This window comes from Phenylobacterium hankyongense, from assembly GCF_003254505.1.
In the GTDB taxonomy this organism is placed as follows: Bacteria; Pseudomonadota; Alphaproteobacteria; order Caulobacterales; family Caulobacteraceae; genus Phenylobacterium; species Phenylobacterium hankyongense.
On the sequence record NZ_QFYP01000001.1, the window covers coordinates 2,051,007 to 2,063,993 of the forward strand.

A 12,987-nucleotide genomic window follows, 5' to 3' on the forward strand; every position below is an offset into this window, starting at 1 on the left:
GCGTTGGGGTTTCATCCCGCCGCGGACATCGCGTCGATCTGAAACGCCGCGGCGATCCGCAGGAGGTCGGCGAGGACGTCGGCGTCCTTGCGGCCGGTCCTGGCCGGCACGTGGAAGGAATGGTCGGCGTCGGCGACGAGTTGCAGGGTGGCCAGGGGAGCCAGCCGTTCGACGACGCCGCGCAGCAGGCCGGTGTCGGCGAGGGCGTCATTGGTCCCTTGCAGGAACAGCATCGGGATCGAAACCTTGGCGAGGTGGGCCGCGCGCTCGTCCGAGGGCTTGCCGGCCGGATGCAGCGGGAAGGCGAAGAAGACCAGGCCGCGCACGCCGTCGAGCGGAGCCAACGCCTGGGCCTGGGAGGTCATCCGGCCGCCGAACGATCGGCCGCCGGCGAACAGCGGAAGCTCGCCCGCCCGGCCGCGCGCCTCCGCCACGGCGGCCCGCACGGCGGCGTGGGCGACCGGCGGCGGGTCGACCCGTTTGCCGCCGCGCTCCATGTAGGGAAACTGGTAGCGCAGCGTGGCGACGCCGAGATCGGCTAGCCCGTCCGCGGTCGCCGCCATGGCCTTGTGCGCCATGCCCGCGCCGGCGCCGTGCGCCAGGACCAGGCAGGCCTTGGGCCGGGCGGGCGCCTGCCAGAGCCCGGAGACAGGTTCCGCGCCGGGGATCGGGATGGTGATCGGCTCTGCCGGCATCACGTCGCCGGCCCCGGCTGGACGTCGGAGGACTGGGCGTCGGCGGATGGGGCGTTCCCGGCCGGGTCCGGCGGCAGGGTGAACTGGAAGCTCGCGCCGCGAGGCTCGTTGGCGCTGGCCCACATCCGGCCGCCGTGGGCCACGACGATGGACCGGCTGATGGCCAGGCCCATGCCCAGGCCCTCGGGCTTGGTCGTGTAGAAGGCCTCGAACAGGGACTCCAGGCTCTCCGGCGACAGCCCCGGGCCGGAATCCCGCACGGTGACGAGCACGTCGCCGGCGGCGTCCGTCGCCGTGCTGATGCGCAGGTCCCGGGGCCCGTCGCCGACGCCGCTCATGGCCTGCAGGGCGTTGAGGATGAGGTTGAGGATCACCTGCTGAAACTCGACCTGGTCGCCCTGGATGGGCGGCAGGTCGTCGGCCAGCTCGGTCTGCAGGGTGACGCCGTCCTTCACCGTCTCGCCCTGGGTCAGGGCGACGACCTCGAGGATCCCTTCGTTGATGTCCAGCGCGGCCCGATGCGGCGGCGCCTTCTTGATGAGGGCGCGGATGCGGCCGATGACCCCGCCGGCCCGGGCGGCGTTGGCGACGATCCGGTCGAGGGCCTGGCGCACCTCGTCGAGATCGGGCGCCGGCGCGCGCAGCCAGCGCAAGGCGGCGTCCGCATTGGCGGCGGCGGCGGCGATGGGCTGGTTGACCTCGTGGGCGATGGAGGCCGCCAGCTGACCCATGGAGGCGACGCGGTTGGCGTGCGCCAGCTCCATGTGCACCTCGCGATAGCGCCGCTCGCTCTCGCGGGCCTCGGCCTCCGCCCGCTTCAGCTCGGTCAGGTCGAGCACGAAGGCGACGCCCTGGTTGCCGGATTCCTCGAAGCTGGCGGCGCCGATCAGCACCGGCACGCGGCCGCCATCCTTGCGCAGATACTCCTTCTCGTAGGGATGCAGGCTGCCGGCGGTCTTCAGCTCCGGCATCCATTGCCGCAGGTCGCGGCCGGACCATTCCGGCGGCGTCAGGTCCGTCCAGCGGACGCGGCCCGAGACCAGGTCCTCCCGGTCGTAACCGACGATGCGCAGGAAGGCGTCGTTGGCCTCGATGACCTGGCCGTCGAGATCCCACAGGATGATGCCGATGATGTTGGCGTCGACCAGGCGCCGGATCCGGGCCTCGCGGGATGCGAGGTCGCGATAGAGGCGGGCGTTCTCCAGCGAGATCGCGGCCTCGGAGGCGAGCAGCTTCAGCATCGGGATGCGGGCCGGCGCGAACACCAGCGAGGTCAGGTTGTTCTCCAGGTAGAGGACGCCGACGAGCTTGGCCTGGTTGAGCAGCGGCAGGCAGAGAACCGAGCGGGCCTGCTGCTGGCGGACATAGGGATCGGCGGCGAACGGAGCCTGGGCGACGGCGTCGTCGAGCACCAGGCTGTCGCGGGTGCGCAGGACGTAGTGGAGGACGGTCTGCGGCAGCGCCGCCGCCGTCACCGCCGCGTCGCGCAGGTGCACGATGACGGCGTCGCCCTCGGTGGTGGCCTCCGCCGCGATCCGCGGCTCGTCCCCGCGCGACAGGATCAGCAGGCCGCGGGCGGCGCCGGCGTGCTCGATGGCGGTGCGCAGGATCGTGTCGATCAGCGTCTCCGGGACGGTCTCGCCGGCCATGGCCTGCGAGACCTTGATGACCGTGGCCAGGTCGAGGTGCTCGATCGGCGCCGTCATGGTGCTCGTCCGGTCGGGCGCCGGCTCCGCGGTCGGCAGCTGCGGATGGAGCTGATCGAGCTGCCGCACCTTGCCGTCGGCGCCCCAGCGCAGGTAGCCGTAGCGGGCGCTGCGCAGGTAGAGGTCGGCGAAGGGCTCGAAGCCGCGCGCCCGGTAGAAGGCGGACGCACGCTCGTAGGCGATCGCCTCGTTGTGGACGAAGCCGCCCAGGTGCGCCGAGCGGATCGCGGTCTCGTAGAGCTGTTCGGCGTCGAGCGCGCGGCCTTCGAGGCGCGCCAGCTCCGCACTCGCCAGCGCGGAGCGGTTCTCGAAGTTCTCCGGACAATGCTCCGCCCAGACCTCGAGCTGCCGATGGTGGCCGGCCAGGGCCTCGAGGTGGCGGCTTCGCTGGTCCGGCGGCGCGGTATCGCAGGCGGCCGCGTGGCAGAGCCCGGCGTAGAAGTGATACTCCGCCATCTCGAAGAACGACGGCGACGTCCACAGCAGCCGCTGCGCCCTGGCGGCGGCGTCGAGGGCCTCGGCATGGTCGCCGGCGAAGAAGCGGGCCTGCAGCTTGCGGATCCAGTACCAGCACTCCGGAAGCGCCAGGCGCGGGTCATCGGCCAGATGGCGCTCGAAGCTGAGCTCGTCGATGTCGAAGGCGCCGAACCGCGGGGTCAATCCGCGCAGCGTCCGCACCAGCCCGAGCTGGGTCGTGATGATGTCGACGACCAGGCCGAACCGCGCCTTCTCGGCGAACTCGAGGCCGTACTCGGCCTCCCGCTGCACCTCGTCGAGGGGGTCGCCGGTGGCCAGGAGGTTGGTGTTCAGGTTGTTGCGGCTGTAGGCGGCGAAGGTGAGGTCGCCGATGCTGTTGGCGGTCTCGAAGGCCCGCCGCACCAGATCGCGGCCGCTCTGCACGTGTCGCGTCCAGGGCATGACGAGGTTGCCGAACGACATGTAGGTCCGGGCCTGGAAGCGGCGCAGTCCGCGCTGTTCCACCAGGTCATGACCGAGCCGGCCGAAGCGGAACCCGGCCTCGTAGGCGCCGAAGTGCGGGCCGGCGATCATGCCCAGCCAGACATAGGCGAAGCATGACCCGTCGCTGTTGCCGTGCTCGAGGCTGAGGTTGACCATGCGGCAGATGACCAGCGACAGCAGGCGCTCGTCGGTGAACAGCGCCGGCGTCACGACCTCGGTCAGCACCTCGAGGTCCGCAAGCGCGTCGGGGTCCTGCATCAGGGGCAGGTCGACGAGGTCCTCGATCGACCGGCCGCCAAGCTGCGACCAGATCCGGTCGTACTCGCCGCGCACCTGATCGGACGTCGGATGCGGCGGCCATTGCGTGCCGCCCCGCTGGAGGTACTCGAGACAGACCTCCACGCCGCGGTCGCTGCGGTCCAGGGTGGTGTAGAGCGTCAGGCGCAGGCGCGCGACGGCGGCGACGTCGTGGACGCCTTCGGCGCGGCGCGCCAGCCGCGTGAGCCGATCTTCCGCCGCCGTCATGTCCGCGGTCAGCAAGGCGCACTCGGCCATGTGGAATTCGATGGCGAAGACCAGCGGGTAGTTGCGCGCCCAGATGTCCTCGGACAGCAGCGCCCGGCCGGCCGCCAGATAGGCCAGCGCCGAGGCGTAGGCGGTGGACATCTTGGCGCGCCGGGCGGCGATCAGGTTCAGCTCGGCCACCCGCTCGCGTTCCTCGACGTCGGTGACGAGGTGCGAGGCGCGGTTCAGCTGGTTGACCAGCTCGAAGACCTTTTCCTCGATCTCCGCCGGCGCGGTCCTGGCGGCGAGAAGACGGCCGATCCGAAGGTGGGTGGTGGCGCGCTCGGCCTCCGGGATCAGGGAGTAGGCGGCTTCCTGAACGCGGTCGTGAAGGAACCGGTAGACCCCATCGGAATAGAGGACGAGGCCGGTCTGGAGCGCGTCCTGCAGGTCGGCGTGCAGCGCCTCTCCCGGGTCCTCGTAGACCATCGCCAGCAGGGCTGACTCGGCGTGGTCGCCGAGACAGGCGAGCTGCCGCAAGGCCTTCCGGGTGTTGGCCGGCAGGCGCGAGAGCTTGCCGACCATCAGATCGACCACGTTGTCGGTGTAGCCCTTGGCGTGAATGCGATGCAGGTCCCAGGACCAGCGCGCCGCGCCGTGATCGAAGGTGACCAGCTGCTCGTCGACCAGGGCGGACAGGAACTGGATGGCGAAGAACGGATTGCCGGCCGTCTTCTCGTGGACCAGCTGCGCCAGCGGGGCGGCGCGCTCGGGGGCGCAGTGGAGCGACTCCGCGATCAGGCGGCCCAGGTCCTCGCGGGCGAGGGGCGCCAGGACGATCTCCTGGACGTCCGCCCCGGCCTTGCGGATCGCGTCGAGCTTGCGCATCAGCGGATGCGTCGCGCTCACCTCGTTGTCCCGATAGGCGCTGATCAGGATCAGGTGGCGCACGTCGGGCTGGGTCAGCAGGTCCTCGATCACGTCGAGGGTGGCCGCGTCGAGCCATTGCACGTCGTCGAGGAACAGGGCCAGCGGCTGCTCCGGGCGGGCGAACACGCCGAGGAAGCGCCGGATCACCAGCTGGAAGCGGCCCTTCGCGTGCTGGTGCGGAAGCTCCGGGACCGGCGGCTGGTCGCCGATGATCAGCGTCAGTTCGGGGACCAGGTCGACGATCAGGCGCGCGTTCGGGCCCAGCGCCTCCGAGAGGGCCTCGCGCCAGGGCGCCATCTCGGCTTCGCTCTTGCCGAGCAGCGGCCGGAGCAGGCTCTGGAAGGCCTGCGCCAGCGTCGAATAGGGGATGTCGCGCTTGTACTGGTCGAACTTGCCGGAGGCGAACAGGCCGCGCGGCGGAACGAGCCCCTTGTGCAGCTCATGGACGACGGAGGATTTGCCGATGCCGGAGTAGCCGGACACCAGCACCAGCGCCGGCGCGCCGGCCTGGACGACGCGGCCGAAGGCGGCCAGCAGGGTGGCGATCTCGCGCTCCCGCCCGTACAGCTTCTCGGGGATCAGCAGCCGGTCAGGCGTGTCGAATTGGCCGAGCGGGAGGTCTTCGCAGCGGCGCCGCGCCACCCATTGATCCAGGCACCGGCGAAGGTCGCTCTCGAGCCCGGCGGCCGTCTGGTAGCGGTCCTCGGCGGTCTTCGCGAGCAGCTTCATGATGATCGCCGAGACGGCCCCGGGGACCTGCTTGAGCCGCTCGGCGGGCGGGACAGGCTTCCTGGCGACGTGGCAATGCACCCATTCCATCGGATCGGACGCGTTGAAGGGCAGGGCGCCGGTGAGCGTCTGGTACAGGGTGATCCCGAGGGCATAGAGGTCGCTCCGGGAGTCGATCGAGCGGTTCATGCGTCCGGTCTGTTCCGGCGCCATATAGGCCAGGGTGCCGGCGATGACCTCCGGGGGCTCGGGCGACTGGCGCTCGCGGGGAAGCCGCGAGGCGATGCCGAACCCGGTGAGCCGCACTTCGCCCGTCGCCGGGTTCACCAGGATATGGGCCGGCTTCAGGTCCTTGTGGATGAGGCCACGTTCGTGCACCCGGCCCAGCGCAGACGTGAGGGCGAGCGCGAGCCGAAGGAACCTCCCGACCTCCATGGGAGCGCCGAGCAGGGCTGCGAGGGGCTCGCCGCCGGGGTCCTCCAGCAGCAGCATGGCGCGGCCGTCCTGGCGCACGAGCTCCAGCGGCCGCACCGCCCCGGCCGCCGCCAGCTCCGCCCGCAGTCCGTATTCGTGGGCGAGCCGATCGAGGCTGGCCGGCGTCGGTTGTTCCGCGGCCGGCAGAACGGCGAGCACGGGGCTGCGCCGGCCGGCGGGGTCGAGCCGCCACCCCCGGCAGACGACGCGTTCTCCATCCTCCCACAGGGGCTGGAAGCTATTCTCCCCAGCCTCGTCGAGCCGAAAAGACGGTTTCAACGGGCACACTCCGGCGTCGAGCCACGGGCCCGGTCAGGCAGCCTGCGCCAGTCCATTGGCCCAAGCCGGCAGACCGAGCCTCAACGGAAACGTGCCACATGGGGTGCGGTTTGACGATGTCGATTCCTCGGGCGGGCGGGCGGTCCGGCGCCGGGAGCGGCCGCCCCGCCCTTACCTGGCGAGCGGGACCTTCATGGCGAGGATCTCGCGGGTGCGGCGGGTGATGCCGTACAGCATGCCGGGCTGGCTCTCGTCCCAGTCCACCGCCTGGCCCTCGGCCTCCATGCCGATGGTGTCGACATGGTCGAGGACGCCGCCCCCGTCCGGGAGCCGCATGACATAGAGCTCCGGTCGGTCGTGGCCGCTGAGGTAGAGCCGCCCGTCCGGTCCCCAGCCGCCGCCGGAGACGCTCATCGGCGCGATCCGCTCCAGGACGGTGGCGGGCAGGGCCCAGGCCTCCAGCCGGCGCCACTGGTCGTCGAACTTGACCAGGGTGGTGTGCCGGTGGTCGCGCGGCGGCTCGCCGCCCCTGCCGTCGTAGTTGGCGAACATCGCCCACCAGGCGCCGTCGTGCCGGTCGACCCAGGTGATCGAGCCGGTCCCCAGACCGAGCGCGATGCTGCGCCTGTGCGCCAGGGTCTGGGGATCGAACACCTCGACGGTGCTGACCTGCGGCGTGCCGGGGAAGTTGGAGCTGGCGCAGACCAGCTCCCGCTCGATCAGGCCGCACGAGTTGATGTGCGGAAACCGCGCCTTGTCGCCGGTCCACTCGGCGCGTTGCTGGCCGGTCTTCTTGCCATAGCGGACCAGCCGCCAGTTGCTGACCGCATAGAGGTCGTTCGGCCCCACCGCGACGCCCTGGGTGGCGCCCGAGGCGTAGCGGCGGACCGTCTCGGCCCGGGCCGTGGGGCGGTCGGCGGGCGGCGGCGCAACCGCCGCCGCCTGCACCGCCAGGCCCGCGAGAATTTCCAGAAACATCGATCTTGCTCCTTGGGCTGGCTGCCAGGTTCTAGAAGTTCATCGCCGCGCCGACCCAGTAGGTGCGGCCGTAGTTGGCCCATTCCTGCAGGTAACGGCGGCCGGGACCGGTGACTTCCTGACGTCCGGTGTTCGAGAGGTTCTGTCCTTTGGCGAAGAGAGTCAGGTGGTCGTTGAAGCGCCAGGAGAGTCGACCGAGGCCAGCAGGGCGCCGTCCACCGTGGTGCGGTTGTAGGTCGAGCGCAGGCCGCGAATGACCGGGAAGCGCGGCTCGCCCTGGTCCTCCATGACCGAGATGCCGGGAATGCGGCGCAGGGCGGCGGCGGTGTTGTGGTCGGGCAGCTTGCCGATGTCGTCGGCCGAGACCACGCTTCGCGCGGGCCTCTGAGGAGCTGGAGCCGCGGGCGCGGTTCATCAAGGTCGACGTCGACGCCAATCCCGCCGTCGCCCAGCAGTTCGGCGTCAAGGGCATTCCGGCGCTGTTCGCCCTGGTGGGCGGCAAGGTCGTCGCGCGGCACGCCGGGCTGGCGGACGGCGCGTTGCTCAAGGACTGGGTGGAGCGCTTTGCGCCGCGGGTCAGCGCCTGACGCACAATCGTATTTGCTCCCGGCGCTCCGGCGGCCGAAACTGGGGCGGGAACGGGAGCCTGGGCGTTGCGCGACGGACTTGAAGACATGTTGGCGGCGGAGCCGGCGAGGCCGACGCTCACCTATCCCTTCGACCAGGGCCCCGGGCCCGGCGAGGCGATCGACATCGCCCATGGGGTGAAGTGGCTGCGGATGCCGCTGGGCGGCGCGCTGGCCTTCATCAACGTCTGGGCGGTGGAGGACGGGGACGGCTGGGCCATCGTCGACACCGGCATGGGCGGGCCCGACACCATGCAGGCGTGGCGCAGCGCCTTCGCCGGGCCGCTGGCCGGGCGCAAGGTCAGCCGGGTGTTCGTCACCCACATGCACCCCGACCACATCGGCATGGCCGGGTGGCTGACGCGCAAGTTCCAGTGCCGGCTGTGGATCAGCCGGCTGGAGTTCCTGATGTGCCGCTCGCTGGCCGCCGACACCGGGCGCGAGGCGCCGGCCGACGCCCTGACCTTCTACAAGGCCGCCGGCTGGGACGAGGACGCGCTGGAGACCTACCGCACGCGGTTCGGAGGGTTCGGGCGGGCGTTGCACGCCCTGCCGGACAGCTTCCAGCGGCTGAGCGACGGCGACGAGGTGCGGATCGGCGACCACCTGTGGCGGGTGGTGGTGGGCTCCGGCCACAGTCCCGAGCACGCCTGCCTCTACTGCCCGGACCTGAACGTGGTGATCAGCGGCGACCAGGTGCTGCCGAAGATCTCCTCCAACGTCTCGGTGTTCCCGACCGAGCCGGAGGGCGACCCGCTGACCGACTGGCTGACCTCGCTGGCGCGAATCCGCACGAAGATCCCCGACGAGGTGCTGGTGCTGCCGGCCCACAACGACCCGTTCTTCGGCCTGCACGCGCGGATCGACCACCTGATCGGCGGCCATGAGCGGGGCCTGTCGCGGCTGCGCGAGCTGATCGCCCGGCCGCAGCGGGCGGTGGACGTGTTCCCCGTGCTGTTCCGGCGCAAGATCGACGAGAACCTCTTGGGCATGGCGACCGGCGAGGGCCTGGCCCATCTCAACTGCCTGATCGCCCGCGGCCAGGCGGTGCGCGAGCGGGACGAAAACGGCGTCGACTGGTACCGGGCCGCCGCCTAAAGCATACGCTGTAAGTCTTCGAGGAGACCGGCCATGGCCGACCACGTCCTGATCGAGAAGTCCGCGGGCGTCCTGACGCTCACCCTTAACCGGCCGGAGAAGAAGAACGCCCTGACCCGGGAGATGTACCGGGCGCTGGGCACGGCCATCGACGGCGCCGAGCACGACAAGGACGTCCGCTGCGTGCTGATCCAGGCCAACGGCGACATGTTCACCGCCGGCAACGACATCTCCGACTTCGCCAAGGTCAACGCCGGCGACGGCGGGGCCAGCCAGGCGCGGGAGGGCGGCAATCCGCTGCTGACGGCGCTGGGCCGGGCGAAGACGCCGCTGGTGGCGGCGGTCAACGGCCGGGCGGTGGGCGTGGGCGTGACCCTGCTGCTGCACTGCGACCTGGTGTTCGTGGCTGAGGACGCGCTCCTGACCACGCCGTTCGTCAACCTGGCGCTGGTGCCGGAGGCGGCGTCGTCGATGCTGCTGCCAGCCCGCATCGGCCATGCGCGGGCGTTCTCGATGTTCGTGCTGGGCGAGGCGGTGGACGGGCCGACCGCGGCGGCCTGGGGCATCGCCAACGCCGCCGTGCCGCCCGCCGAGCTGCGGGCCCGGGCGCGGGCGGCGGCGGACGCCGTGGCGGCGCGGCCCCCGGCCTCGGTGGCGCTGACCAAGGCGCTGATGCGCGACCCGGTCGGCATCGCCGCGCGGATGGACGAGGAGGGCGCCCACTTCGCCGCCCAGCTGAAGTCCCCGGAAGCGCGGGAGGCGTTCGCCGCCTTCGCCGAGAAGCGCGCGCCCGACTTCTCGAAGGTGGCGTGATGGCCGAGCGGATCACCTCGGGGCTCGACCCCTACACCGACGCCAGCGTGGTGGCGGACGACTACGACCTCACCGGCCGCACGGCGATCGTCACCGGCGGCGCCAGCGGCATCGGCGTCGAGACCGCCCGGGCGCTGGCCGGGGTCGGGGCCGAGGTGATGATCGCGGTGCGCAACCGCGAGGCCGGCGAGCAGGCCGCCGCCGACATCAACGCCTCCATCGGGGCCGAGCGGGTGAGCGTCGGCGCGCTGGACCTCGCCGACCTCGCCAGCGTCGAGGCCTTCGCCAGCGCCTGGGGCGAGACGCCCCTGCACATGCTGATCAACAACGCCGGGGTGATGGCCTGCCCGCAGAGCTACACGGCGCAGGACCTGGAGATGCAGGTCGGCGTCAACCACTTCGGCCACTTCCTGCTGAGCGCGGGCCTGTTGCGGGCGCTGATGAACGGGGCGGAGGAGGGGCGCGCGGCGAGGCTGGTGTCGCTGTCGTCCAGCGGCCACCGGCGCAGCGACATCCTCTGGGACGACATGCACTACCGCACGCGGCCCTACGACAAGTGGCAGGCCTACGGCCAGTCGAAGACCGCCAATTCGCTGTTCGCGGTGGGCTTCCACGAGCGCTTCAACGACCTCGGCATCACCGCCAACGCGGTGATGCCGGGCGGCATCCTGACGCCCCTGCAGCGCCACCTGCCGCGCGAGGAGATGGTGGCGCTGGGCTGGATCAACGCCGACGGCGAGCTGGTGGCGCAGGGCTTCAAGACCCCGGCCCAGGGCGCCTCGACCAGCGTCTGGGCGGCGATCGGCGAGGAGCTGGAAGGGGTCGGCGGCCTCTATCTGGAGAACCTCGCCCAGGCCGAGCCCTTCGTGGCCGGCGGCCGGCTGGGCGTCATGCCCCACGCGCTGGATCCCGACAGCGCCGAGCGCCTGTGGATCGTGTCGGAAGAAACCCTCGGAGTGATCCTATGAGCCTGGCCGGCAAGACCCTGTTCGTGACCGGCGCCAGCCGCGGCATCGGCCTGGCGATCGCCCTGCGCGCCGCCCGCGACGGCGCCAACGTGGCCATCGCCGCCAAGACCGCCGAGGCGCACCCCAAGCTGCCGGGCACCATCTACACCGCGGTGGCGGAGATCGAGGCGGCCGGCGGCCAGGCCCTGCCGCTGATCGTCGACGTGCGCGACGAGGCCTCGGTGATGGCCGCCGTCGAGCAGACGGTGGCGAAGTTCGGCGGCATCGACATCTGCGTGAACAACGCCTCGGCGATCTCGCTGACCGGTACGCTGGCCACCGACATGAAGCGCTACGACCTGATGAACCAGGTCAACGCGCGCGGCACCTTCCTGACCTCGAAGGCCTGCCTGCCGCACCTGAAGCGCAGCGCCAACCCGCACGTGCTGATGCTGTCGCCGCCGCTGGACATGAAGGCCAAGTGGTTCGCCGGCCACACCGCCTACACCATGGCGAAGTTCGGCATGAGCATGTGCGTGCTGGGGATGAGCGAGGAGTTCCGCGGCGACGGGGTGGCGTTCAACGCGCTGTGGCCCCGCACCGGCATCGCCACCGCCGCGATCCGCTTCGCCCTGGCCGGCGACGAGGGCCTGCGCCGCTGCCGCACGCCGGAGATCATGGCCGACGCCGCGCACGCGATCTTCGAGAAGCCGGCGCGCGAGTTCACCGGCAACTTCCTGATCGACGACACCTTCCTCTACGGCGAGGGGGTGCGCGACTTCGACCAGTACCGGGTCGATCCCACCCAGCCGCTGATGCCGGACTTCTTCGTGCCCGACGACATCCCTCCACCGCCGGGCGTGGTGATCGGCGACGGCTCGCTCGCGCCCGCATGAGCCTCACGGTCCGGGTGGCGTCCCCGTCAGACGCGCCGTTGATCCTGCAGTTCATCCGCGACCTGGCGGAGTACGAGCGGCTGCTGCACGAGGTGCAGGCCACCGAGGCCGACGTCCGCCGCGACCTGTTCGGCGAGAACCCGCGGGCCTTCTGCGACATCGCCGAGCACGACGGCGAGCCGGTGGGCTTCGCGCTGTGGTTCTACAACTACTCGACCTTCCAGGGCCGGGCGGGGATCTACCTGGAGGACCTGTTCGTCGAGCCCGGCGCGCGCGGGGCGGGGGCCGGCAAGGCGCTGCTGCGGCGCCTCGCGCAGCGCTGCGTGGAGGCCGATCTCGGGCGGCTGGAGTGGGCGGTGCTGAACTGGAACGCGCCGTCGATCGCCTTCTACGACAGCCTCGGCGCCTCGGCTAAGGAAGACTGGACCGTGCGGCGCCTGGACGGCGCGGCCTTGGCGAACCTGGCGGCAGAGTGATCGGCAGCTCCTCCTCCGCTTGCGGTGCGGGGGCGGCGGAGCGCGAAGCCTTTGAGGGGCGCGCAGCCGCCGAGGCGGGGGCTGCCGCGACGGGGGTCGGAGCAATGGGGGCCGGAATCCTGTCGTAGGGATCGGCCATTTCGCGCCGTCCCGGCAGCGGCAGCAAGGCGGCCGCGGCCTCGGCGGTGCTGGGATGGCGCAGGATCAGGTCGCAGGCGCTCCAGACCAGCAGGCTGCCGCCGACCATCTCGAGCGCCTCCTCGAGGATCTCCGAGGCGGTGCGGAGCGCCGGCACGTCGGAGTTGTTGAGCAGCTCGATGCCCACGGCGGCGCCCAGCAGCACGGCCAGCCCGACGGCGAACCGCCCGATGGACCCCTTGACCGACGACAGGAACGCCAGGCTCGACCAGACGATGTAGCCCGCAGCGATCGCCCCCGGGATGCCGATGAAGAACGGCCAGTAGCCGCTGTCCCACAGATGGGTGCCGGCCTTGCCGCCCAGGTGTCCGTCGATGAATTGTCCGAGCCGCTCGTGGAAGCTGGCCGTCTCGTCCATCGAGAACAGGATCAGCATCGCCGACAGCGCCGCGACCGCCCACGACCGCCGGTCGGTCCGGAAGTTCCTGAGCACCACCAGCGCCACGATCACGCCGGCGACCATGAGCTGGGCCGACGACCACCAGGCCGGGATGTTCGCTTCGCCGTTGAGGTCGAACAGGTTCGGCACGCGCCCGAAGGCGAGTAGCCACACGGTGTGGTTGAGCGTGAGAAGGGCGTCAGCGACCAGCAGCACCCCTAGTACCGATAGGAGACCCCGGCGATTGATCGCTGCGGCCACTCAACTGTGCTCCGGCTCACCTATCCAATGATGTCCAC

10 protein-coding genes and 1 pseudogene are annotated in these 12,987 nt (G+C 71.2%); 6 read left to right on the top strand and 5 right to left on the bottom strand.

What is annotated here, in order from left to right:
- Positions 1-11: 11 nt before the first annotated feature.
- The 4 genes and pseudogenes from DJ021_RS09970 to DJ021_RS09985 form a co-directional block, all read right to left on the bottom strand.
- The gene (locus tag DJ021_RS09970; RefSeq protein WP_111457403.1) at positions 12-695 is read right to left on the bottom strand and encodes an alpha/beta hydrolase family protein; all 684 of its coding nucleotides are present in this window, start codon (positions 693-695) and stop codon (positions 12-14) included.
- Positions 695-6,157, bottom strand: a complete 5,463-nt coding sequence (locus tag DJ021_RS09975; protein ID WP_207801800.1) for a trifunctional serine/threonine-protein kinase/ATP-binding protein/sensor histidine kinase — start codon at positions 6,155-6,157, stop codon at positions 695-697. Before DJ021_RS09975 ends, DJ021_RS09970 begins: the two co-directional genes overlap by 1 nt.
- Before the next feature lie 291 nt (positions 6,158-6,448).
- The gene (locus DJ021_RS09980) at positions 6,449-7,255 is read right to left on the bottom strand and encodes a hypothetical protein (RefSeq protein ID WP_111457404.1); all 807 of its coding nucleotides are present in this window, start codon (positions 7,253-7,255) and stop codon (positions 6,449-6,451) included.
- Positions 7,256-7,435: 180 nt separating this feature from the next.
- Positions 7,436-7,624 (bottom strand): annotated as a pseudogene (locus tag DJ021_RS09985) (TonB-dependent receptor plug domain-containing protein); the annotation flags it as partial.
- A gap of 23 nt (positions 7,625-7,647) precedes the next feature.
- Between DJ021_RS09985 and DJ021_RS09990 the strand changes: the two are divergent.
- From DJ021_RS09990 to DJ021_RS10015, 6 genes are all read left to right on the top strand, one after another.
- On the top strand, positions 7,648-7,842 hold the full coding sequence (locus tag DJ021_RS09990; RefSeq protein ID WP_111457405.1) for a thioredoxin family protein: 195 nt from the start codon (positions 7,648-7,650) through the stop codon (positions 7,840-7,842).
- 66 nt (positions 7,843-7,908) lie between these two features.
- On the top strand, positions 7,909-8,979 hold the full coding sequence (locus DJ021_RS09995) for an MBL fold metallo-hydrolase (protein ID WP_424443730.1): 1,071 nt from the start codon (positions 7,909-7,911) through the stop codon (positions 8,977-8,979).
- A 33-nt stretch (positions 8,980-9,012) separates the two neighbouring features.
- Complete coding sequence (locus DJ021_RS10000; protein WP_111457406.1) at positions 9,013-9,792, top strand: enoyl-CoA hydratase-related protein; 780 nt, start codon at positions 9,013-9,015, stop codon at positions 9,790-9,792.
- Positions 9,792-10,760 (top strand): oxidoreductase, encoded by a 969-nt coding sequence (locus DJ021_RS10005; RefSeq protein WP_111457407.1) that lies wholly within the window; start codon positions 9,792-9,794, stop codon positions 10,758-10,760. The genes DJ021_RS10000 and DJ021_RS10005 overlap by 1 nt, the downstream gene beginning before the upstream one ends.
- Positions 10,757-11,635 (top strand): SDR family oxidoreductase, encoded by an 879-nt coding sequence (locus tag DJ021_RS10010; RefSeq protein ID WP_111457408.1) that lies wholly within the window; start codon positions 10,757-10,759, stop codon positions 11,633-11,635. Before DJ021_RS10005 ends, DJ021_RS10010 begins: the two co-directional genes overlap by 4 nt.
- A complete protein-coding gene (locus tag DJ021_RS10015) occupies positions 11,632-12,111 on the top strand; it encodes a GNAT family N-acetyltransferase (RefSeq protein ID WP_111457409.1) in 480 nt (159 codons plus the stop codon). The genes DJ021_RS10010 and DJ021_RS10015 overlap by 4 nt, the downstream gene beginning before the upstream one ends.
- Here DJ021_RS10015 and DJ021_RS10020 read toward each other — a convergent pair.
- Entirely contained in the window at positions 12,047-12,904 is an 858-nt protein-coding gene (locus tag DJ021_RS10020) for a hypothetical protein (RefSeq protein WP_111457410.1), read from the bottom strand. The genes DJ021_RS10015 and DJ021_RS10020 overlap by 65 nt on opposite strands.
- Positions 12,905-12,987 lie beyond the last annotated feature (83 nt).